The sequence below is a fragment of the Maricaulis sp. MIT060901 genome (genome assembly GCF_047123815.1).
GTDB lineage: Bacteria > Pseudomonadota > Alphaproteobacteria > Caulobacterales > Maricaulaceae > Maricaulis.
The window spans coordinates 2,428,572-2,451,560 of record NZ_CP138920.1; the positions used below are offsets into that span (position 1 = coordinate 2,428,572).

General features: G+C 55.5%; 15 protein-coding genes. 9 read left to right on the forward strand and 6 right to left on the reverse strand.

What is annotated here, in order from left to right:
* The first annotated feature begins 34 nt into the window (after positions 1-34).
* Together SIC17_RS11920 and SIC17_RS11925 are read left to right on the forward strand one after the other, a co-directional pair.
* A complete protein-coding gene (locus tag SIC17_RS11920; RefSeq protein WP_291892134.1) occupies positions 35-1,345 on the forward strand; it encodes a UDP-glucose dehydrogenase family protein in 1,311 nt (436 codons plus the stop codon).
* Between the two features lie 66 nt (positions 1,346-1,411).
* The gene (locus tag SIC17_RS11925; protein WP_412545491.1) at positions 1,412-2,932 is read left to right on the forward strand and encodes a phosphomannomutase/phosphoglucomutase; all 1,521 of its coding nucleotides are present in this window, start codon (positions 1,412-1,414) and stop codon (positions 2,930-2,932) included.
* 48 nt (positions 2,933-2,980) lie between these two features.
* Here the strand turns inward: SIC17_RS11925 and glmM are convergent, their stop codons facing one another.
* Positions 2,981-4,342, reverse strand: a complete 1,362-nt coding sequence (gene glmM, locus SIC17_RS11930; protein WP_412545492.1) for a phosphoglucosamine mutase — start codon at positions 4,340-4,342, stop codon at positions 2,981-2,983.
* A 171-nt stretch (positions 4,343-4,513) separates the two neighbouring features.
* Between glmM and glmS the strand changes: the two genes are divergently transcribed.
* Positions 4,514-6,334 carry a glutamine--fructose-6-phosphate transaminase (isomerizing) gene (glmS, locus tag SIC17_RS11935; RefSeq protein ID WP_412545493.1) on the forward strand — a complete coding sequence of 607 codons (1,821 nt, stop codon included), beginning with the start codon at positions 4,514-4,516 and terminating at the stop codon, positions 6,332-6,334.
* Here the strand turns inward: glmS and SIC17_RS11940 are convergent.
* The 4 genes from SIC17_RS11940 to SIC17_RS11955 form a co-directional block, all read right to left on the reverse strand.
* On the reverse strand, positions 6,317-7,492 hold the full coding sequence (locus SIC17_RS11940) for a glycosyltransferase family 4 protein (protein ID WP_412545494.1): 1,176 nt from the start codon (positions 7,490-7,492) through the stop codon (positions 6,317-6,319). The genes glmS and SIC17_RS11940 overlap by 18 nt on opposite strands.
* A 5-nt stretch (positions 7,493-7,497) precedes the next feature.
* The gene (locus tag SIC17_RS11945) at positions 7,498-8,871 is read right to left on the reverse strand and encodes a nucleotide sugar dehydrogenase (RefSeq protein WP_412545495.1); all 1,374 of its coding nucleotides are present in this window, start codon (positions 8,869-8,871) and stop codon (positions 7,498-7,500) included.
* Between the two features lie 11 nt (positions 8,872-8,882).
* Positions 8,883-10,037 carry a DegT/DnrJ/EryC1/StrS family aminotransferase gene (locus SIC17_RS11950; RefSeq protein WP_412545496.1) on the reverse strand — a complete coding sequence of 385 codons (1,155 nt, stop codon included), beginning with the start codon at positions 10,035-10,037 and terminating at the stop codon, positions 8,883-8,885.
* A 114-nt stretch (positions 10,038-10,151) separates the two neighbouring features.
* Positions 10,152-11,102 carry a Gfo/Idh/MocA family protein gene (locus SIC17_RS11955; protein ID WP_412545497.1) on the reverse strand — a complete coding sequence of 317 codons (951 nt, stop codon included), beginning with the start codon at positions 11,100-11,102 and terminating at the stop codon, positions 10,152-10,154.
* 289 nt (positions 11,103-11,391) lie between these two features.
* On the opposite strand from SIC17_RS11955, the gene SIC17_RS11960 reads away from it, so the two are divergent.
* The 4 genes from SIC17_RS11960 (at position 11,392) to SIC17_RS11975 (ending at position 16,672) form a co-directional block, all read left to right on the forward strand.
* Positions 11,392-12,789, forward strand: a complete 1,398-nt coding sequence (locus tag SIC17_RS11960) for a glycosyltransferase (RefSeq protein ID WP_412545498.1) — start codon at positions 11,392-11,394, stop codon at positions 12,787-12,789.
* Between the two features lie 181 nt (positions 12,790-12,970).
* On the forward strand, positions 12,971-14,896 hold the full coding sequence (locus SIC17_RS11965) for a glycosyltransferase (RefSeq protein ID WP_412545499.1): 1,926 nt from the start codon (positions 12,971-12,973) through the stop codon (positions 14,894-14,896).
* A 241-nt stretch (positions 14,897-15,137) separates the two neighbouring features.
* Positions 15,138-15,416, forward strand: coding sequence for a transposase (locus SIC17_RS11970; protein ID WP_412545500.1), 279 nt, complete (start codon positions 15,138-15,140; stop codon positions 15,414-15,416).
* A 111-nt stretch (positions 15,417-15,527) separates the two neighbouring features.
* Positions 15,528-16,672 (forward strand): IS3 family transposase gene (locus SIC17_RS11975; protein WP_412545501.1). Its coding sequence is split into 2 segments (ribosomal slippage): positions 15,528-15,816 and positions 15,816-16,672, totalling 1,146 coding nucleotides; the frame shifts between segments, so codons are not numbered across the junction.
* Between the two features lie 152 nt (positions 16,673-16,824).
* On the opposite strand, the gene SIC17_RS11980 is transcribed toward SIC17_RS11975, so the two are convergent.
* The gene (locus tag SIC17_RS11980) at positions 16,825-18,330 is read right to left on the reverse strand and encodes a D-glucuronyl C5-epimerase family protein (RefSeq protein WP_412545502.1); all 1,506 of its coding nucleotides are present in this window, start codon (positions 18,328-18,330) and stop codon (positions 16,825-16,827) included.
* 137 nt (positions 18,331-18,467) lie between these two features.
* Between SIC17_RS11980 and SIC17_RS11985 the strand changes: the two genes are divergently transcribed.
* On the forward strand, positions 18,468-21,872 hold the full coding sequence (locus tag SIC17_RS11985; RefSeq protein WP_412545503.1) for a glycosyltransferase: 3,405 nt from the start codon (positions 18,468-18,470) through the stop codon (positions 21,870-21,872).
* 249 nt (positions 21,873-22,121) lie between these two features.
* Positions 22,122-22,916: a hypothetical protein gene (locus SIC17_RS11990; protein ID WP_412545504.1), complete on the forward strand. Its 795-nt coding sequence runs from the start codon at positions 22,122-22,124 to the stop codon at positions 22,914-22,916.
* Positions 22,917-22,989: the final 73 nt, after the last annotated feature.

Genomic DNA, 22,989 nt, shown 5'->3' on the forward strand with positions numbered 1-22,989 from the left:
ATACCGGGCGGGAGAGTGAAGAGGAGCGATACCAATGCGCGTCGCAATGATCGGAACCGGTTATGTAGGTCTTGTATCCGGTGCTTGTTTTGCTGATTTCGGACATGATGTGACCTGCGTCGACAAGGACGCGTCCAAGGTCGAAACCCTGCAATCCGGTGGTATCCCGATTTACGAGCCAGGCCTGGACCTGCTGGTCCAGCGCAATGTGCGTGAAGGCCGTCTCCACTTCACCCAGGACCTGACGGATGCGGTGCGAGAAGCAGACGCTGTCTTCATCGCCGTGGGTACGCCCTCGCGTCGCGGTGACGGTTTTGCTGACCTGTCCTTTGTCTACGCCGCCGCCAAGGAAATTGCAGAGGTGATGGAGGGCTATACGGTCGTTGTCACCAAGTCGACGGTTCCGGTTGGAACGGGTGACGAGGTCGAGCGCATCATCCGTGAAACCCGTCCGGATGCTGACTTTGCGGTGGTCTCCAACCCGGAATTCCTGCGCGAAGGCGCGGCGATCGATGACTTCAAGCGCCCGGATCGCGTGGTGGTGGGTACGGATGAAGAGCGCGCGCGCAATGTCATGCACGAACTCTATCGCCCGCTCTTCCTCAACGAGACGCCGATCGTCTTCACCTCGCGCCGCACGTCTGAGCTGATCAAATACGCGGCCAACGCCTTCCTCGCACTCAAGATCACTTTCATCAACGAGATGGCAGATCTGTGTGAGAGCGTCGGCGCAAACGTCCAGGAAGTCGCCCGCGGCGTTGGGCTCGACAATCGTATCGGCGGCAAATTCCTCAATGCCGGCCCGGGTTATGGCGGTTCCTGTTTTCCGAAGGACACGCTCGCTCTGGTGCGCACGGCACAGGAGTTTGAAAGCCCGGTCCGACTCGTCGAGACGGTCGTTGACGTCAATGACAAGCGCAAACGTGCGATGGCCGACAAGGTCATCAAGGCTTGTGACGGAGACGTTTCCGGCAAGACCATTGCTGTGCTGGGCCTGACCTTCAAGCCAAACACGGATGACATGCGCGAGGCGCCCAGCCTGGAAATCATTCCGGCGCTTCAGGAAGCCGGTGCGCGTATCAAGGCTTTTGATCCGGCCGGCACGGTCGAGGCGGAGCATCACTTCAGCGATGTTGAGTTCACCTCCGGCCCTTACTTCTGTGTTGAGGATGCGGATGCCCTGGTGATCATCACCGAGTGGAACGAGTTCCGCGCCCTGGACCTGGACCGTCTGAAAGAGCTGATGAAGGCACCCATCCTGGTCGACCTTCGCAATATCTATCTGCCGGAAGAGATGAGCGCAGCGGGCTTTAAATATTCCAGCATCGGCCGGCCGGCCGACTAGACCGCACTACATCACGGGTAAGACAGCTTCACTACAGAACGTGCCGGAAAGGCACCGGAGGGGATTATGAGCCAGAAACCGTTTGCTGAACTTGCACCCAACTCCTGGGAGTTCGAGAACGAGGCGCTGATCAAGCCCACCGGTTTTCGCGAGTATGATGCCCGCTGGTGGTTTGGCCATCCCGGTTCCGACAAACCCTCCGAGCTGAACCTTTATGGCGTGCAGGCTCTGGGTCTTGGCCTGGGTACGCTGATCCACGAGCTGGGCGTCGAGCCGAAGATCGTCGTCGGTCATGATTTCCGCAGCTATTCCCTCTCCGTGAAACAGGCGCTGGAAGTTGGACTGATGGCTTCGGGGATCGAGGTGCATGATATCGGCCTGGCCCTGTCACCGACGGCCTATTTTGCTCAGTTTGATCTGGATATTCCCTGCGTGGCCATGGTCACCGCGAGCCATAACTCCAATGGCTGGACCGGTGTAAAAATGGGCGCGGCGCGCCCGCTGACCTTCGGTCCGGACGAGATGAGCCGCCTCAAGGAAATCGTCCTGGGCGGTAAAGGACAGCATCGTGAGGGCGGCGGTTATGTCCGCGAGCAAGGTGTTGCCGAGCGTTTCATCGCCGACGTTGCCGAGGGCGTGGATATCAAGCGACCGCTGAAAGTTGTCGCGGCCTGTGGCAATGGCACAGCCGGCGCCTTCGTACCCCAGGCACTGCGTGCGATGGGTGTCGAGGTCATCGAGATGGATTGTGATCTGGACCACACCTTCCCGCGCTACAATCCGAACCCGGAAGACATGCAGATGCTGCACGCCATGCGCGATGCTGTTCTCGAGCACGGCGCCGATGTAGGGCTGGGTTTTGATGGTGACGGTGACCGTTGCGGCGTGATCGACAATGAGGGCGAGGAGATCTTCGCCGACAAGATCGGTTTGATGCTCGCGCGCGATCTCGCGCCGCTTTATCCCGGATCGACCTTTGTCGTGGACGTGAAATCGACCGGCCTCTTTGCGATTGATCCTGTGCTTGAGGAGCACGGTTGCAAGACGGACTACTTCAAGACGGGACATTCCTACATCAAACGCCGCTCCAAGGAGCTGGGCGCGCTGGCAGGATTTGAGAAGTCCGGCCATTTCTTCCTGCAGGACCCGATCGGCCGGGGTTATGATGATGGTCTTGTCGCCGCGCGCGCTGTCCTGCAGATGCTGGACCGCAATCCGGACAAGACGATGGCAGATTTGCGCCGCGCGCTTCCCGTCAGCTTCCAGTCACCGACCATGTCCCCAGCCTGTGCCGATGAAGTCAAATACGGCGTCATCGACCGTATCGTGGCGGAGTACCAGACCAAGGCCGATCAGGGCGCTACGGTGGCCGGTCGCAAGATCGCTGCGGTCAATACTGTCAACGGTGTGCGTTTCTCGCTGGAGGATGGCGCGTGGGGCCTGGTACGGGCCTCATCGAATACTCCCAATCTGGTTGTCGTGGTGGAGAGCCCGAATTCCTCAGACGACGTCAAGGCGATCTTTGATGAGATCGCCCTGACCCTGTCCGGATACGAGGAAGTCGGCGAGTTTGACCAGAAGCTCTGATTTAAACAGATCGACAATACTGGTTTCCAGCGGCGCCAGGCCGGCGGATTACTCCGCCGGTTCAAGCGCGTGGGCGTAATGCTTGAGCGCATCGACGACTTCGGTTGCAGCGTTGATGATCAATGACTCGTTCTCGCCCTCGGTCATGACGCGGACAACCGGTTCAGTGCCAGAGGGTCGCACCACCAGGCGTCCCTTGCCCTCAAGGCGTTTCTGTACGCCTTCAACTACTGCCTGGACGGCAGCATCATTGAGCGGCATGGCTCCCGTGTAGGGGACGTTCTGCTTGAATTGCGGGGCCGGCTCGAACATCGAGCACAGCTCGGACACCGGGTGATCATTGCGTACGCACGCCGCCAGGATCTGCAGGGCCGCGATCAAGCCGTCACCGGTGGTCGAATAATCGGTCAGAACGAGATGGCCGGACTGCTCACCGCCGACCGAGTAACCGCTGCGCCGCATCCGGTCGACAACGTATCGGTCACCGACATTTGTCCGCGCGAGAGACATGCCCTGGTCCTTGAAAAAGCGGTCCATGGCGAAGTTTGACATGATCGTCGCGACCGCGCCGCCGCCCTTCAGAGTGCCAGCGTCGCGATGGTCTTTGGCAATGCGGCAGATCAGCTGATCGCCATCAATAACGCGACCGCGCTCGTCGCACACGATGATGCGGTCGGCATCACCGTCGAGTGCAATACCAATATGGGCCCCAGTCTCCAGAACGCGGTTGATCATCGCTTCCGGTGAAGTGGAGCCACAGTTCAGATTGATATTCTGTCCATTTGGGGAAACACCGATCGCGTCGACTTCAGCGCCCAGTTCCTGAAGGGCTTGCGGGGCGACCCGATACCCCGCGCCGTTGGCGCAATCGAGCACGATCTTTAGGCCGTCGAGGCTGAGCTCGCGCGGAAAGGCCGCTTTGGCGGCTTCGACATAGCGACCGCGTGCATCATTGTAGACAGCGACCTGTCCAATCTCGACCGGCGGCACGGCGAGGATCGAACCGACATTCTCCATGCGCTTCTCGATTTCCAACTCGACGGCATCAGCAAGCTTGAACCCATCTGGCCCAAAAAGCTTGATGCCGTTGTCAGTGTAAGCGTTATGGGATGCTGTGATCATCACGCCCAGATCAGCGCGCATGGCGCGTGTGAGCATACCAATCGCAGGTGTGGGCGCTGGCCCCACCGTTCGAACATCCATACCGGCGGATGTGAAACCGGCGATCAGTGAGTATTCGAGCATGTAGCCGGACAGGCGAGTGTCCTTGCCAACTACGACCACATGCCTGTGGTTTCCACGTCGAAAATATGAACCCGCTGCCTTGCCCAGTAGAAGCGCAACTTCCGGTGTCATCGGGAAAGTATTTGCCCGCCCCCGGATTCCGTCAGTTCCGAAGTAAGTTTTCATTCTGAACCATTTGTCGTCGGGTCAGCTCTCAAGTTCGTTCCCGAACAAGACCAATCCGACGTTCCCCCATTGCAAAAAATAGCACTCAGCCATCAGTTTCTTCTTTACATCCTCCTCAGGAAAACGTCTACAACATCTCTGAGTCAAAGCCCAAAAACAGATAGGTTGAGCATGTGTGGGATTATCGGAATTGCAGGCACGACTGAGACATCGGAACGTTTGATCGACGGTCTTAAGCGCTTGGAATATAGGGGGTATGACTCCGCCGGTATTGCGGTGCTACAAGAAGGTGAGCTGCAGCGCAGGCGTGCGCAGGGAAAAATTCGCAACCTGGAGTCTGTTGTCCGCGATGAGCCCTGTGACGGGCCCCTGGGTATCGCGCACACCCGCTGGGCGACCCATGGAAAGCCCTCAACCTCAAATGCCCACCCGCATGCCTTCGGCGGCGTCGCTATCGTCCATAATGGAATTATCGAGAATTTTCGTGAACTGCGCGAAGAACTCGCCCAGAAGGGGCACAACTTCGAGAGCGAAACAGATTCTGAAGTCATTGCTCATGTGATTGCCTACTACCTGGGCAAGGGGCTCGCAATGAAAGAGGCCTTTCGCGAGGCAGTGAATCGCCTGCGTGGCGCTTACGCTGTCGCCGCAATCAGCAAGGATAATCCGGACCAGTTGTATGGCGCCCGCCGTGGCAGCCCGCTGGTCATTGGCCGCACGGAGACGGAAAGCTTCCTGGGATCAGATGCAATCGCATTGGCTGAATGGACCCGCCGGGTGATCTATCTCGAAGAAGATGACTGGTGCATGGTCACGCCAACCGAGGTCGAGATATACACCATGGATGGCAAGCGTGTGGAGCGTCCGGAACAGGTCTCCAATGCCACACCGGGATTTGCCGACAAGGGCGAGTACCGCCACTTCATGGAGAAGGAAATCTACGAACAGCCCGACGCTGTTGGTCGTACGCTTTCCAATTACATCGACCCGGTGGAGCGTCGTTTCCATTCCGCAAATCTGGATGGCTGGAAGTCGACGAGTCGGCTGCTTGGGTCTGCTTGTGGAACCGCATTTTACGCCGCGGCAACATCGAAATATTGGTTCGAGCGTTATGCGCGCTTGCCGGTTGAGGTCGATATCGCGTCGGAATTCCGCTACCGCTCGCCGGTCTTGCTGGACTCTGACCGTGCCTTCTTTGTCTCCCAGTCCGGTGAGACCGCGGATACCCTGGCCGCGCTGCGCTATTGCAAGGCATCAAACGTGCCGACGGTTGCCGTCGTCAATGTGCCGGAATCCTCGATTGACCGTGATGCCGACACGACCCTGTTTACCTATGCAGGTACGGAAATCGGTGTGGCATCCACCAAGGCGTTCACGGCACAGCTGACGGCCCTGGCCTGTGTTGCTGCGGGTGCTGCGCAAGCACGTGACGAGCTCTCTGCTAACGAGATCGGCGATTTGATCGATGGCCTGCTTGAAGCGCCGCGAATGCTCAATGAGGCACTGGAGAAAGTGAGTGATGTCGAGGAGATTGCCCGTTCGCTCTCCAAGGCGTCTGATGTGTTGTATCTGGGGCGTGGCCAATTCTATCCGCTGGCGATGGAAGGGGCTCTGAAGCTCAAGGAAATCAGCTATATCCACGCTGAGGGATATGCCGCAGGCGAATTGAAGCACGGCCCGATCGCGCTCATCGAAGAGGGCACACCGGTTGTCGTGATCGCACCGTATGACGAGCTGTTCGAAAAGACGATTTCCAATGTCCAGGAAGTCGCTGCTCGTGGTGCCGAAGTGATCCTGATTACCGACCGCAAGGGGGCCAAGCTGGCCGTGGATGATGCCAGTGCAATAATCGAGATTCCGGAATGCCACCCGGTGATCCAGCCGATTGTCGCGGCTGTTCCGATCCAGCAGCTGGCCTATTACACCGCGGTTCTCAAGGGCACTGACGTGGATCAGCCTCGCAACCTCGCCAAATCAGTCACGGTCGAATAGGCCCGCGTCCGGGAAGAGCGTTTGCAGGGCTCGCCCTGCAATCTCTTCTGGCGTGGCTGGAGCGATCTGGTCGTGGACGGCGAGTGTCTCGCCGCGGGTCAGCGCGCGTAGCCGCTCACCTGCTGTTCGGGTGTCGTCATCGATCTTGCCCAGCCACGCACCGCTGCCAAAGGGAATGACCGGCCGGCCGGAGCTGCGATACTCGGCCATTTTGCCTGGCGGCACCGCTGAGTTTGGAGCGGCAATCACGGCCAGTGCATCAGCGCCGCGCTGCATGGCCAGCGATTGTTCGAGCGGTACAGTGCCGTGGATCCTGACCTGGTCGCCCAGTCCGAACCCCTCTACACGGGCTGTCTCATCATCCCGAAGCCGACCGACCAGATTCAGGACCAGCTGTGGGGTCTCGCGTGCAATGTCCGCGAATATGTCCAGTAGCGGATCGATCCGCACATCGGGATCAGACAGGATGAAACTGCCGGTGTGAACGATGTCGATTGTCTCGTCCGGGAAGGCGTGGACCTGTTTTACGGCATGCAGGAAGTGCGGCACGACCGCGTGTAGTGCGTTCGGTTGGAAGCCACGATACTCTTCGGATATCGCTTCATTGACGGCGAATACCGCATCGACCTCGCGCAGGATGCGCGGTGCAATCCGGGTCTCAAGCATCCGGCGAACGGGCTTGCGCCGCTCCGGGCGGAAAGCACGGATCAGCCAGTGATCACGCGCATCGATCGCCCATTTTGCCGATGGCCAGTGAGCCTTGAGTGGAGCGCCGGAAACATGGATGGATTCCGGGGGGCTGGTGGTGAAGATCAGGTCTGGTTGAAATGGACAGGTTTCGATGGCAAGGCGCCACGCGCGCTGGACCCAGCGTACATCCGGGTCGGGCCAAAGCAGCCATTCTCGCGCAATGTCGCGCAGGCCTTTGGTGCGGGGCAGGACGGTGGTCGGGTCCGGATTGGGGTGTTCGACGGCGATTCCGACGACATCGTCAGGCAGTTCCGGCGCGACGACAAAGACGTCGGCGCCGACGGACTGGAACCCTTTGACCCACATGTAGGGACGCCGCGCTCCGCCGGAAATCGCTGGCGGGAAGTGGCGAGCGAGAACCAGGACTTTCAGCGAAGTCCCGGTTCCCGGCTCGGTATTTCTGGTCATGCCAATCAGGCTTTGACGATGCGGTCTTCGTGCTCGTTCTGAAGCATCGCCGTCGCATTGCGGGTATCTACAACGAATGGAACAGAGTTCAGGAGCAGGCCGTAATCGACCTTGTCATGGTCGGTGGCAATCAGGGCCACATCGAACTGGGACAGGGATTCCGGGGTCCAGTTGACGGACTTGCGACCTTCATACTCCGGGTGGTCGTGGTCATACGGGACGACCGGAATGTGCGGGTCGTAGTAATCAACCACTGCGCCGCGGGCCTCGAGCTGTTCCAGCAGGAGCAGCGAGGGGCTTTCGCGCATGTCGTCTACATTCTTCTTGTAGGCGAGGCCGCACAGCAGGACCCGGGCGCCCTTGAGCGACTTCTCGAGGCGGGTGGAAAGCTCCTCCGCGACCGTGTTCACGACCGAACCCGGCATGGCATTGTTGACTTCGCCGGCCAGCTCGATGAAGCGCGTGCTGAGGCCGAACTCACGGGCTTTCCAGGACAGGTAGAACGGGTCGATCGGAATACAGTGACCGCCGAGGCCTGGGCCCGGATAGAAGGCGTGGAAACCGAACGGCTTGGTGGACGCTGCCTGGATGACTTCCCAGACGTCGATACCCATGGCGCCGTAAACGGTCTTGAGCTCGTTCACGAGGCCGATATTGACTGCACGATAGATGTTCTCGGTCAGCTTGACCGCTTCCGCCGTGCGCAGGTCACGAACCGGCACAACCTGCGGTACGATCTGCTGGTAGATGGTAACGGCCATTCGCGTTTCCGCTGACGTGTTCGCACCGACAACCTTCGGGATGGTGGAGGTTTCGAACTGCGGATTGCCCGGGTCCTCGCGTTCCGGCGAGTAGGCAATTGCGAAGTCGAGGCCGGCGACCAGGCCGCTGGCACCTTCAAGGATCGGCTTCATCACCTCTTCGGACGTGCCCGGATAGGTCGTCGATTCGAGGACGACGATCTGGCCGCGGCGCAGCTTCTTGGAAATCGCCTCGGTGGACTTGATCACATAGTCAAGATCCGGGTCGCGGTGTTTGTCGAGCGGCGTCGGAACGCAGATCAGCAGCGCGTCCGGCTCGTCCAGGCGATCGAAGTCCGTCGTGGCTTCGAAGCGGTCGGTGTCAATCATGACTTTGACCGCTTCGTCCTTGATATGCTTGATGTATGAACGCCCCTCGGACAGTTCCTTGATTTTGAACTCGGACACATCGAAACCGATGACCCGAATGTCCTGGCGGCAGAAAGCCTGGGCAAGAGGCAGGCCAACATAACCCAGACCGATGACACCAACGGTCAGGGTCTTGTTTGTCGCACGGCGTTCGAAGTCGAGTGCCAGCGTATCAAGGGTATCAAATTCTGCGACTGTAGGAGCGTTCATGACGTCGTCCTTTAAGCGTTAAACGAGCGGACCGCGTTGATGATCTGGTCCTGGGTTTCTTCATCCATATACGGGTGCATCGGCAGCGAGACGACACTCTCGGCCTTGGCTTCCGAGACCGGCAGACCGTTCGGGCCCAGCGGATAGCGGGAGTACACATCCTGTTTGTGGATCGGGATCGGGTAATAGACGGCAGACGGAACACCATTGGCTTTCAGGTGCGCCTGAAGACCAGCACGGTTCTTGTGCTCGATTGTGTATTGAGCCCACACGGACACGCCCCCATCAATGACGGCAGGTACGCTTTCCACGTAGCCGTCCAAGCCTTCATTGTAGCGTGTTGCCACCCGATTGCGAGCCTCAATCTCGTCTGCAAAGATTGCCAGCTTCTCGATCAGGATGGCGGCCTGGATCGTATCGAGGCGGGAGTTCATTCCTACCCGCATATTCAAGTACTTGGTGTCGTGCTCGAACGTGCGACCCTCGATGTCCGACTTCGTCGCCTTGCCGTGAACGCGCAGGGAATCCATGCGCTCGGCGGTGGCAGCATCATTGGTCAGCACCGCACCGCCGTCACCATAACAACCCAGCGGCTTGGCCGGGAAGAAGCTGGTCGTCGCTGCGTCGGCCCAGTGCACCGGGTGGTTTCCGTTCAGCGTACAGCCGAAACCCTGGGCGCTGTCAGCAATCAGTTTCAGGCCGTGTTTCTTGGCGATCGCGGAGATGGCCGGATAGTCGGCCGGCTGTCCGAACAGGTCGACAGCAATGATGACTTTGGGCGTCAGCTTGCCTTCGGCCTTGACCATTTCGATGGCGGCGTCGAGATGGGCCGGATCCATGTTGTAGGTGGACGGGTCAATGTCGACGAAAACCGGGCTGGCGCCGACCCACGGAACAACCTCGCCTGTCGCGGCGAAGGTGAAGGACGGGCAGAAGACTGCGTCTCCCGGACCAACTTCCCATGCCAGCAACGGCAGCGCGATAGCTTCGGTACCGTTGGCACAGCCCAGGGCGTGTTCTGCCTGGCTGAATTCGGCGAGCTGGCGCTCAAATTCCTTGACTTCCGGCCCCATGATGTACCGGCCTTCTTCGATGACTTTTGCCACCGCTGCGTTGATTTTGTCGGAAATACGTGCGCGCTGGGCCTGAAGATCGATAAACTGCATATCACTTTCCAATATTTGATCGTTCGGAGTTGAATGTGCCAAGCTCAGCGGCCTATCAACTCAATTTCTGTGACAGTTCTTGTATTCAACTGCGAAAGTTCGTGAGTCCGTCGCTCAGGACGATCCCTTGATCATGACGTCAAGCACGCGCAGGGCTTCATCCGCATCGGTCAGCGGTTTCTGTCCAGAGCAGGCGTTGAGGAAGTGCTGGCACTCGGTGCGCAGCGGTTCGTCATCGCCATAAGGCATAGGCGTCCAGTCAGCTTTGCTTGGAACCGGAACGGCGCCGGAAGTGTCAATGCTGTGGGCGTAGAGACGGAGTTTTTCGGCACCTGCCGCCGAGTCCTCGAAGACCGCCATGGCCTTCTCGCCAACAACGATCAGGCGGTGTTCCTTGAACGGGTGCAGCCAGCTGGCCAGCACGTGCGCACGGCGACCACCGGAGAATTCCATGTCCAGGCGGCACTCGTCCTCGATGCCCGGGGTGATGTAGGAACCACCGCTGCCGGAAACTGATGTCGGCGCATCGTCGAAAAGGGCGAGCAGCATGGAGATGTCGTGCGGGGCGAAGCTCCACAGAGCATTTTCCTCGACGCGGAACTTCCCAAGCGAACACCGGTGGGAGTAGGCGTAGCGCAGCTCGCCGAGATCACCGCGCTGGACAGCCTCACGCAGGGCGACAAAGGCCGGATGGAATTGCAGGAGGTGGCCAACCATGAGCGCCTTGCCGGCTTTCTCGCTGGCCGCTTTCATGGTCTCGCCTTCTTCCATCGTCATGGCGATGGGCTTTTCGACGAAGACGTGTTTGCCGGCTTCGAAGGCCTGGACGGCCAGCTTGCAGTGGAGCTCGGCTGGTGCAGCGATGACGACGCCGTCGATGTCGGCAGATGCGATCGCATCTTCAAAGCTCAGGGCCAGGACATTGTATTCGTCCGCGAACTTTTGCGCGGTCGGAGCATGTGGATCGACCACCGCCCCCAGGGCACCCAACTGAGCGAAATTGCGCACATGGTTCTTGCCCCAGTGCCCGCAGCCGATGACGGCGATCTTTTTACGGAATGTCATTAGATGTGCCCTATCGCTGAGCAGCCTTAATCGAAGTTTGGAGGCGTATAGCCGTCGTTTCGCTATCAGTAAAGCGGTCATGTTTAGAGCGAATAATCGGCCGTCAATTGACCGGGTAAGTCAGTTGGTTGCGATATTTCACAAATGCCAATTCGATTGACCGTAGTTGCGCTTTTGCATCTTCGTGGTTCCCTCATAGCTTTGCGTAGATTTTTAGTGGGGGTGGGCGGGTTTTCAGCAGATCTAATTGCTGAGAATTCGGCCGCAGATCCAATAGGAATCGTAGTCGTTGACGGACTGCACCGCCGCATGTGCCAAGAATATCCGGGGTAACGATCAGACTTTTGAAGGAAGCAAGAACCGCCTTTCCAAGAACTGCTGCGAAGCAACTCATATCATTGCCGGTTTCTGCTCGACATCATACCGTGTTGATTGGAAGGCTGGGGCGTATTGGAATATCGATCCCTACGCTCAGCTTGGCTGCTCGGGCGGGGCTACCCACCAGCACAAAAATCATTCGACTGATAGTCGTGGCAAGTGTTCTATTTGGTGGAATGGGGAGCTAGGGATGTCCAGAAAAACTCGACCTTGGGCGTTGTTTGTTGCGTCGGGGACAATTGGCGATGATTACCGGGTCGCAGTGTTTGCGGAAACCTTTCGTTCTGTGGTTGCGACGCTCGGGTATCGATGTTCAGCGACTGAGCTTAAACCAGACTTCGTCCTTACCCGAGGTTTGAATAGTAAGTGGCGCTTTAGGTTTTCTGCGCTGTGGCTAATGTTGCAGATCGTCCTGTTTCGCCCCAAAATCATATTTGCTGTCGAGCCGGAGGCGCTCAGGGTCATTTATCGTGTTCGCTCACTCGCGGGTTCAGCGGTTATCTACGATCTTCATGAAATCTATGAGCACCGGTTCGCGACTCCCCGCGCTGTCAGAGATCGATTGCAGGAAGTTCACTCCGTAGCTTTGCATTCGGTCGACGCAATTGTGTCCGTGAATGAAAGTGTCATCGATTTTTATCAAAGAGAGTATATCGCAGATCGCTGTCCAAGAACGCTTGCACTGCCGACCTATAAAAAAAACCGTATTGATCCCGATGTGGTTGCTGAGAGGCTTCGAAACTATCAACAAGGTCATCATTTTCGTGCTGTTTACGTGGGGGGGTTAACACCAGGTCGAGGATTGGTTCGGGCTATGCGCGCTGCGTCAATGGTGCCGCGATTTTCGCTGGACCTGATTGGTGAGGGGCGCTCATCTGTTAGATTGTCGAAGTTGTCGAAGAGGTACACTGCAGCCAGAATGCTTCCGCGAGCGCATTACGAACACATCCCGGAGCTCTTAGAGCATTACCAATTTGGTCTTGTTCCTTACGTCCCGAACTGTTTGAATCACAAGTATGCATTACCGCAAAAGTTGTTCGATTTCTTGGCTTCAGGGTTGCCAGTGATTGCCGCAGACTTGCCAGAGGTTCGCAGGTTCGTGCAATCGAACAAAGTCGGGTGGATTTACAATCCCTCGGATGAGAGGTCACTAGAACGGTGTTTATCCGAAATAACGTTCGAGGACTATCGTGACACCCTGGAGAGAATAGTGCAATTGGCGGACGAGATATCTTGGGAGAGACGGGGAAGTGCTATCCTCGGTCGCTTGATTGAAGATGTTTGTGTCCAAACCTCCAATCAATCGTAGCTAACAAGATCATTTGCCTCTCAGTGGCAACTTGTAGCATATCGAACCGTATTCGCGCTGTTTGAGACGCTAGAGGCGTGCGCCACCGATCAATCGTAAAGTTCTCAATCGCTTTTCGAGGCACGCTGCTTGCTCACGCCCGAGCGCAAAAAAAAAGAAATTTGTATTGTCGGAGGCCAACTTGAGTATTTCGGTTTTGTATCTGTGTCCGAACTCCGTTCTTCGCGATGTCCGCATAATGAAGCAAATTCTCAGCCTTGTCGCCGCCGGTCATAAGGTACGTGCAATCGGGATCCTCGAATCCGATGACCAGTCTCCAAGAACAGAGTTTGAGGAACAGCTAACCGTTGAACGCGTCGGTTGGAGGGCAGCAGCCTATCGCCGAGCGGCTCAATTGCTAGCGCTCCGGTTGGTGGGGCTGGGGCTGTTTACGCTCGTTATTGCCATCGCTGCGGCTTGGGGCGGATTCGCCTCGTTGACAGTCCTATGGAGGGCGGTGATCGATGCGTTGAATTTGATAGCGCCGGGACTCCGTTTCGAACTCGATTTGTATCTGTTCCCGCTATCGGTGTCAGAGCTTGTAGCTGCGCTGATGCTTTTGACTACCGTAGTCGGGCTGGTTGCAGCGAAGTTTACAGGCCTTTTGAATAAGTTTCTCGCTCCGATTAAAAGGCTCCTACAGCTGTCCGCGAACTATGCCTCGGTTCGAGATGGTCGATTTGGCCTTCGTGCCGTGGTCGAGAAAGCGCTGGGTTCGGATAGACCGGTACGGTTTCTGGTAAGGGAACTAGTTGAACACTTTCGCACCCGGTGCACTTTTGACGGTGTTCAGTTCGCGCGTTGCCAAGCCATTCGAAGACAAGCGGAAAGTGAACCGTTTGACGTTGTAATTGCCGCTGAGGCTAGCTCTTTGGCGGCAGCCGCCTCGTTGGCTTCGAAACACGCTAAGCCGATGATTTACGATGCCCACGAGTTTTATGACGATGTAAACCTAGCTAGCAGCCATGTTGCTGAATACTATCGTAAGGTGCATCGTCAGCATATCTCAAAAGCCAAGTTCGTTTCTGTTGTTAGCGACGCAATGGCTGAAGTGTATGACCAGACTTATGGCACTCAGGGTCGAACTATTGTTTTACCCAACTGTGTCAATAAACTGCGCTACCCACATGAAAAAAGCCAAAGAGTTGGTTCAATACATGAATTGGCCAGGCTTCCAGTGGCGAAAAAAATTCTTCTGTATCATGGCGGGTTAGCTAAGGGACGAGGAATTGAGCGGCTTGTCGACGCGGCACAATTCCTAGCGGACGATCGCTCGCTTGTTGTATTGGGAGATGGGAAACTTCGTGAGCATATACAGAGTGCAGTTAAGCATCAGGCGTTGACTTGGGCTGATGAATGTCATGCTCAAAACTTGAGCCGGTTGTTACAGGAGCATTCCGCGGCCCGACGTGCTGCGAAGACTGAGCTTCTGGCTGAAATTGCTAACTTCGCGGATCCAGACGAATGGCGGTCGATTTCCAATGAGGTCGTCAACAAGGCGCTTGGAATAGGCTCGTTTAGCAAAATTTCTGTGAATCCGCTCGGGTCGCGGGGAAGATCGGCGGTTGTAGACGGAGAGCACCTGGAAGCATTGAGCAGAGAAATTGGAGAATACGTTGACGCTCTGTTTAGGTGTAAGCTTTCGACGTTGGCTGACCGACCAGACATTGATGCTTACGATAAGATCCGATGTGTCTATGCCGTTCCTCAAACTGAACTTCTGGCTACCATTGAAGATGCTTGGGTCGGAATCGTTCCATATCCCAATTCGAGTGTAAATCACTGGATTTGCGCGCCAAATAAGTTTTGGGAATGCGCAGCATCCGGGGTTCCACTTGTCGTAACGCCTCTCAAGCAGCTGACCGATTTTGTTCAAGGTGATGACCTTGGATGGGTAATGCCGCCCGACCTCGAGGGGAAGGCGCTTGCGGGCTTTCTGAACTCTCTAACCGAACGTGATAGGGATCAAAAGGCGCTTAACATCAAGAGCTTCGCTCAAGAGAACACGTGGGAGGATCATGTGGCAGAGTGGGTGCGAGAAGTTGAGACAGTTTCGGCACCAAGATGATTTTGTTTTTCAGAATCAATTTTGGTGCCGTTTTTACCAAGAGTGAATTATTATCCGATATCCGTGGTTGGGCTGCAGGCTATAAGTTTTGCAGCTCATCGGTGAGGAATTCGATTGATTGTGCTTACCGAACCTTAGCAAAGCAGCCGCCCGGCGATCCAGCTCATGTTCATATTGAAGTGGTCCTAGAAATTCGGACAGGTTGCTAAGGTGTATCCCGACCCGCATGGAGGGATACGAGATGACGAGACGTCGGAAGTTCACAGATCAGTTCAAAGCGAAGGTTGCGCTTGAGGCGCTGCGTGGGGACCGGACGATCCAGGAGATAGCGGCTCGGCACCAGGTTCACCCGAACCAGGTGAGCATGTGGAAACGTCAGGCTGTCGAGGGCATGGCGGACGTGTTTGCGCGTGGCGGCAAGACTGACGGGCCAAGCGAGGCGGAGGTCAAGGAGCTGCACGCCAAGATCGGGAGGCTGGCGGTGGAGAACGATTTTTTATCACAAGGGCTCAAGCGATGAGCCCTGCGGAGAAGAAAGCGTTGATCCGCCGCGACCATGAAGCGCTGAGCATCAGCCAGCTGAAGTGGTCCTAGAAATTCGGACAGGTTGCTAAGGTGTATCCCGACCCGCATGGAGGGATACGAGATGACGAGACGTCGGAAGTTCACAGATCAGTTCAAAGCGAAGGTTGCGCTTGAGGCGCTGCGTGGGGACCGGACGATCCAGGAGATAGCGGCTCGGCACCAGGTTCACCCGAACCAGGTGAGCATGTGGAAACGTCAGGCTGTCGAGGGCATGGCGGACGTGTTTGCGCGTGGCGGCAAGACTGACGGGCCAAGCGAGGCGGAGGTCAAGGAGCTGCACGCCAAGATCGGGAGGCTGGCGGTGGAGAACGATTTTTTATCACAAGGGCTCAAGCGATGAGCCCTGCGGAGAAGAAAGCGTTGATCCGCCGCGACCATGAAGCGCTGAGCATCAGCCAGCAGTGTCGGCTGGTGAAGCTGAGCCGGTCATCCTTCTATTATGAACCGGTTGGTATCGACGCGGTGACGCTGGACGTGATGAAGTCGATCGACCGGGTGTTCACGAAGTATCCCTTCTTCGGGTCGCGCCAGATCGCTGCGTATCTGCGCCGGGAAGCGATCATCGTTGGACGCCACCGGGTGCGGCGGTTGATGGCGAAGATGGGGCTGGAAGCGATCTACAAGCGGCCGCGAACCAGCCAGCCGCATCCCCACCATCGGATCTATCCGTATCTGCTCCGGGGCATGGCGGTCGAACGGGCCAACCAGGCCTGGTGTGCCGACATCACCTTCATCCCGGTCCGCCACGGCTTCCTCTATCTGGTGGCGATCATGGACTGGGCGACGCGCAAGGTCCTGAGCTGGCGGCTCTCCAACACGATGCATGCGGACTTCTGCGTCGAGGCACTGCAAGACGCCATCGCCCGCTTCGGCCCACCGCAGATCATGAACACGGATCAGGGCAGCCAGTTCACCGGGGCGGCCTGGATCACCACGCTCAGTGAGGCCGGGGTCCAGATCTCGATGGATGGCCGCGGCCGCTGCATGGACAATATCTTCATCGAGCGACTGTGGCGGTCATTAAAGCAGGAGGCGATCTATCTTGAGGAGCTGAACGATGGCTTCGCTGCGCATCGGACCATCAAAAACTGGATGATCTTCTACAACACAGAGCGGCCTCATTCCGCCCTCTTGCGGCGTACGCCGCAAGAGGCATACTGGGGCTCAAGAGACGAAAAACAGGCGGCATGACAACAATCCCGGATACACCTTAACTCAGCCGCCAAACTGTCCGGAAAACCGGGACCACTTCAGTGGAGTTGCTACACAACTTATCAAGTCGCGAACACCTGTAGACCGCGAACTAGGGTTAGGACCCGCTCGGGTTTTGGCGGAAGCATGGCTTAATCTGTATGGGGATTGGGGGAACGGAGGGCGTCGATTATTCTTGGAATTTTCTCAGGTATGTATGAGTGGTCAAGTGATTTGTAGATAGGATGTTCATCCCATTGCAACGCGTATTGGGCCCATCTCTTTGAAACCGAGCTGAAGGCGGACCTACCGGTGCGCTGCGCAAGTTGCCACAGTCGGTTTATATGTATGAAATGATAGACGTTGCGTTGTTTGCCGCCGATCGATTTGAGGAAATTGGTAGGATACCCGACCAGATCGTAAACATCCGGGGGCACCGCAAGCCGAACCCGTTGTGCGTCTCCTTTGGGCTTTATTGATTGTTTGACCACCCACTTCTTGCGAACTGGAGCGGCCGAGAATGGGTCATAACAACCCAGTTCAATTTCAAGGTCATATTCGGCGCTATCAACAGAGCTTAGTAGGTCGAATTTAAGTGCATTCACATCGTGCGCGCGGGAGCAAATTAAACTGAATGTTGCGGTGCCAGCGGGGATGTTGATCTTTTCCTTTTCAGGGGAACTCTCTATTCTTGGCCCGGAGAGTGTGTTGTGCCAGTGACCTTTTCGGCCAACCGTAAAGTTTCGCTTTTGTGCTTGACTATACACTGCCAAGGGCGAGTGTATCGAAAATGGGGCTTTTGTTCTCTCTTGTATTCGGATGGAAACGGCGGAGCTCAGGCTGTATCTACTGTTTAGCGTCGCTTCATGGTCGTATTCTGGGAGCATGTGCTCAAGTAATTCAACGTTCTCTTTCAAGAACGATTCACGCATCCAACCTCCTTGCCGGTCAGCTGTATCCATTGCGGATTTCAGTGCCGACAGCCACCCATTCAAAACTAGGTCGGGTTGATCTAATGGCACCTCTTCGATTCCGCGAAGCCCATGAAGTTTCCGCGCGACCCCACCTTGTTCAGTAGAGACTGAAAGGGATGCGTAAAACCCCTCCGCGGCATTCGTGACTTTTTCACATTGAGGCATCACCATGCTGAGCCTCGAAAACAAGTCTGCGTAATACGCTTGAGTCAAACCGGATGGATGAGATCCAGTTGCTCGACTAACACCGCTCTGTTGGTCGTACATGAAGAACAGCGCACCCGCTCGGTTTTCGACTCGATTCAGCACGGCTTGAACGATGAGATCTATCGCCCGCTTGAGTTTAACGGGCGATTTGCTGTTTTTGAGCTGGAACAGGTAATCGTTAAGGACATAAACTGGGTAGATTGGATGAGCATAGATTGAGCCATCATCGTTCAATCTTCCTGGGTATCCGTCTTCAAGGAAATGAAATCGGTAAAAATCGAGGGTGTCCTTGCTGAACTTCTTCGACAAACTGGGCATGGAGCGGCCTGTTGGGTATTGAACCGAACAATCCGAACTCATTGGTTTACTCCACTCATAACCGACCTTCGCTACAGGGCTGATGTTTGCAACACAGCCAGATTTTGACGAGAAACCATGCACTAACTTCGTGCGCCGACTGCTGAAGAGCAGGACCACCTGCCTACGCGGGCTTGGCTGAAATTTCAATACATAGCGACGAATACCCTTGGCGCTCCGGGGAGTAGTCGATATAGGGGGGCGCCTGAGAGGGTGACCGCCCGATCAAATAGTCACTTTGTTAGCCGGACCGGGACATGGCGAAATTCAAGGAAAATGGTAAATATACGGTTGTGATGGCCGTCATGAATCTTATCGATGGGGATAGCCGGGTACTAAAAACCGCTGACACTCTTCATTATCACGGAATTGATGTTGTTCTGGTCGGTTACAATGCCAAGGCAAATCGGAGTGCCGGGTGGTCATTGAAGGAGGATCTTCCGTATCCAGCGGTCCTCATAAATGGAATTTCGCGTAAAACTCCTGGATACGAACAATTATCGGCGGGTGAAATTCGAGAAATCCAAACATCTCAGTATGTTAATGAGTTGAGGGAATTGGTTCGATCCGCAAACCCAAGGGTGTTGCACACCCACGATATGCATCTTGTTTCCGCCGGAGTCATCCGAGACGAGTTTCCCAATCTTCGTTGGTTTCACGACCTCCATGAGTGGGTGCGCGGTCTGGACAACATCGATCCCGGCATTTGGTCAGTGGCGAAAGCTCATGAGAATCAGTTCGTCGAGGCTGCCGACGTGCTGTTTACCGTGGGCGACGAAATTGCGGACATCTATCGGGAGGACTTTAACTTACCTGTCGGCCCGACCGTGATTCACAATGCTCCATATCGCAAAGTCCAAAAAACCGGTGATGAAGACATAAGGTCTGCGCTCAAGTTAGGTGGTGACGATAAGCTCGCCGTATATTGTGGGCAAGTAAAGGAGACGCGGGGAGTACACCAATTCATCCCGGTTCTAGAAGAGTTTCCAGACCTGCATATTGCTTTTGTGACGAACAATGGCGGTGCTTATGTGGATAGCTTGCGTGAAGAAGCCAAAAAGCACGGAGCGGAAGGCAGGATCCATTTTCACCCATATGTTTCTCCTGAAAAGCTTCCCCACTTTCTAAGCAGTGCAGACTTTGGCTTCCATACTATGCCCATCTATGGCAATGGCGATGTGGCGCTGCCGAACAAGCTTTTCGAGTATGTGCAGGCGGGAATACCAGTTGCGGTGTCCAATGCTCGAGTGATGCGAGAGTTTGTAGAACACCAGGGAATCGGAACGTGCTTTGATTCCGAAAATGTTGAGACGATCATCGCTGCGATTGGGGAGATCTTGGCATCACCGAACCGTTTCAAGCCGAACCAAAAGCTTCGCGATAAGTTCTGTTGGGAGAACGAAGAGAAGAAGATATTAGGCCATTATGCGAGCGCGCTGTCTGTCGGGAAAATTATCGGGCGGGGCGAGTTCAGGTCCGCTTCTCGACGGTTAAATGCGGGCGGCGTTCGTTCGCGCCAGCGAAAACGAATATGTCATGGCCCGTTGGGATCCGCTGGCCAGCCCTCAGCGATTGCTAAGGCTCTTCGCTCTTCTAGCAAGCGGTACACCGGAGAGAGCTTGCTGAGTGTGATTCCCAAATTTGGGTACTCAAGCGACCTCTATCTCTCTCTACGTAACCTTTCGAATGCAGATAGGGTGGCGGCGCTCGACTATCTTGTCGCTCGGTATGACGCTTTCCATTTTCACAGCGCGTCACAACTATGGTCACCTCCCGACTGGATTCACCCTAGTTTTCTTGACTTGTTCTATTTGAAAGCACGCGGGGCAAAGATAGTTTTTCATTTTCGCGGCACGGAGGTTCGTTCTCCAGAATTATTCGCGAAGTTGAATAAGTACTCGTATTCAGATTCGGATCCCTATGGTTTCAAGAAAAAATACAACGCAGAAAGCCAAGAGAAAATGCTCGCGGCGATCCGCGGCGTTGCTGACGAAATATGCGTTGTTGATCCGGAATTGCAGACTTATGTTCCGGACTCGGTGATCTTGCCGAGGCTGCTCTCTGGCAACTGGAAGGCAACAACCAAAAATGGTTCAAGTGCCCCCCCTCTGATCGTGCACGCTCCGTCTCGTTCTGAGATTAAGGGAACCAATTTTCTACTGAAAGCCGTTGAGGAGCTAAAGGCTGAAGGTCTCGATTTCGAGTTCGAGCTTGTCGAGGGCAAACAGCATGTGGAAGCGCTCGAAATTTACCGACGCGCGGATATCATCGTGGATCAGCTCTGCATAGGCTGGTACGGCGTTCTTGCTATTGAAGCCATGGCGCTTCAAAAGGCCACCGTAGTCTATATTCGTGATGATCTTAAAGCATCGTTTGGAAGCCAGCTGCCCATTATTGATGCAAATCCTGACAACATTAGGGATCGCCTGCGACTGGCTATATCGGACCGTAGGTTTCGCGAAGAGATGGCTGCGCGTGGACGAGAGTTCTATGAGAATTGGCATTCGACGGGTGCGATCGTGCCGCAGCTCGAAGGTATATATGACCGAGTGTTTAGTCAGCCAGCTTCAAGTGACCCGTTGATGATTGCTCAACTCGCTCTTTCTGCGCCGATCAACAACAAACCAGCGGGAGGAGGTGGTGGCAAACCAACTGTTGCGATCTCTGCTCTTACGGCCAAAGTAAAGGAGTTGAAGGCTGAGAAGGTCGCGCGTGATGTGCGCCTCAAACGATCGAAGCAAATAGCTGAAAGGGTCATAACTGACGTTGTGGCTGGCAACGTTGTCACGGGGCGAAGTCGAGCTGCTAGTGATCTTGTGAAGCTGGGAACGATATTAGAAGCGAACAGTAAGGTTGTTTCTCGCCTGAAGAAGACCCATGTCAAAAGCCGGACTGGAAGCCAAACGCTGCAGCCTGGGCGCCTCGGCCCATTGGTCGCGACGCCCGAGAGTGATCTTGATTCACCTCGCGCTCGGGTGGGTGACGACAAGAATAGGAGCTCAGTTTCGATCCGTTACTTGATTAACCAACTCGTATGCGAAATCGGCCACAGATTCGGACTGAAATTTGAACCTAGCAACGTGAACTCGAATCCGGTTACTCGAACTCGAAGCTCCGGATCATTGCCGGGTATATGCGAGGAAATTGGCCTGAAGCGAGACTGGCGTGTACTCGATGTTGGGGGGGCTGCATCCGGCGGCGAGCAAACGCTTGGGCCACTTGAGGGGCTGCTCGATCAGATTAGGGTGGCTGGAGTAGATGAGAAGGTCATTGATGCCCTAAATATCGCCTACCCTGGATACCAGCGTGTTCTGCCTGAAAGTGACGATCTCAACGAGAAACACGAACTGATTATCTTGTCACCTGTAACAGCCAAAATACCTGACCTGCTGAACGCTGATCATCTGAATTCCTGGTCCGATAGATTGGCTCAGGGCGGCTACTTAGTCGCGCACTTTGTCAGAGATGATTGTTCGTTGGAACGCATTCCTCGCCATTTGCACGGTTTGAGAGGCGAGTGCATTTTTGATGAGAATGGCAAACTTGTTAGCCTACCAGATGTCATAGCAACTAAGTTCGATCTAATTTCCAACACTGCACGTCGATTTGGGTCTTCCTCGTTTATCAGCTGGCTGGTTTTGCGATCTCGTAGCTCGAAATGAAGGTTAGCAGAGCATTCAGCAACACTCTCGGAGTGCCACTATTTGGCCATCTATTGCCGAAAAAGTCGTCTCTCAATTAGGGCTCAGGCGTTAAGTGCATTCGCGGCTATTGACACCTTCGCGCCAGGGATGGGGTTCGATAAGTACAGTCCCAGTGTGCCAGTTAACCATGCTATGGGGTATGGCCTTCTCGCGTCTGCTGCGTCTGCGCTTCGGCTCGCTGATGAAGCTGAGCACGCCAGTCGTTGGTTGGTCCTCAATGATTCCCCTCGTGCCGGTGTGTGCGGCTGGGGGCTTCCGTTTGAGTGGGACGCGTTCCAAAATGGACAACTGAATTCTGCCGATACAGTGTATGGAATAACCACCGCGCTGTGCGTAAACGGTTTGCTTGATGCTTTTGAGTTGCTCGGCGTTTCGCAGTATCTGGATCATGCTACCAGAGCCTTGGAGTACTATTCTCAATTTCGGTACTCGGGCCCAGACGGTTATTGCTTCTACTATTCGGATCAAGCACCTGACAGATATCGAGTGCACAATGTGTCAATGATGCTTGCGGGTCAATATGCCCGACTGGGGCATCTGACAGGTCGCGCTGACTTTCTTGAGGTGGCCGTGCAATGCGCCAATTTCTCACTCACGGAACTCAAGCATTGTAGGAATGGCGACTACTGGAATTATGCTGTAGAATTTCCGCGCCCCAATGATCTTGTTCATGCTGCGTATTCCGTGTTCGGGCTTCTTTTGGTGCAGAAGCATGCAAATAGAAATGTCGAATTAGGCGCAACCTTAAGTTATTTGCGCAAGTTTCTGAGGGCGGGAAAGCTGTATGAATATGTCAGGCACCGGGAGCTTGACCCCATGCTTCTGCCGATTAAGGCAAGGGCTTGGGGGCGGGAATGCTCCTGTGGGTTTCGTGTTTGTCAGGTGATGAAGCCGTGGCAAAAGGCGTTCGAGGTGCATTACCGCGATATAGTAACGGTTCCTCAAGGTACTACGTGGAAACAACGCAGAAGTCGTTCGAGATGCGGCATCACCTGCATATAGTCGCCGGACTGGCGTTCTGGGCGAAGTTTGTATCGCCCAGCTCAGGAAATGCGTTTGGTTTTGAAACGAGCTA

What these genes read in the sequence shown, in the direction of transcription:
- glmS (WP_412545493.1), top strand. Translation starts at nt 4,514, where the DNA reads ATGTGTGGGATTATCGGAATTGCAGGCACGACTGAGACATCGGAACGT.
- SIC17_RS11955 (WP_412545497.1), bottom strand. Translation starts at nt 11,102, where the DNA reads ATGACATTCCGTAAAAAGATCGCCGTCATCGGCTGCGGGCACTGGGGC.
- SIC17_RS11920 (WP_291892134.1), top strand. Translation starts at nt 35, where the DNA reads ATGCGCGTCGCAATGATCGGAACCGGTTATGTAGGTCTTGTATCCGGT.
- SIC17_RS11970 (WP_412545500.1), top strand. Translation starts at nt 15,138, where the DNA reads ATGACGAGACGTCGGAAGTTCACAGATCAGTTCAAAGCGAAGGTTGCG.
- SIC17_RS11985 (WP_412545503.1), top strand. Translation starts at nt 18,468, where the DNA reads ATGGCGAAATTCAAGGAAAATGGTAAATATACGGTTGTGATGGCCGTC.
- SIC17_RS11925 (WP_412545491.1), top strand. Translation starts at nt 1,412, where the DNA reads ATGAGCCAGAAACCGTTTGCTGAACTTGCACCCAACTCCTGGGAGTTC.
- SIC17_RS11945 (WP_412545495.1), bottom strand. Translation starts at nt 8,871, where the DNA reads ATGAACGCTCCTACAGTCGCAGAATTTGATACCCTTGATACGCTGGCA.
- glmM (WP_412545492.1), bottom strand. Translation starts at nt 4,342, where the DNA reads ATGAAAACTTACTTCGGAACTGACGGAATCCGGGGGCGGGCAAATACT.
- SIC17_RS11940 (WP_412545494.1), bottom strand. Translation starts at nt 7,492, where the DNA reads ATGACCAGAAATACCGAGCCGGGAACCGGGACTTCGCTGAAAGTCCTG.
- SIC17_RS11950 (WP_412545496.1), bottom strand. Translation starts at nt 10,037, where the DNA reads ATGCAGTTTATCGATCTTCAGGCCCAGCGCGCACGTATTTCCGACAAA.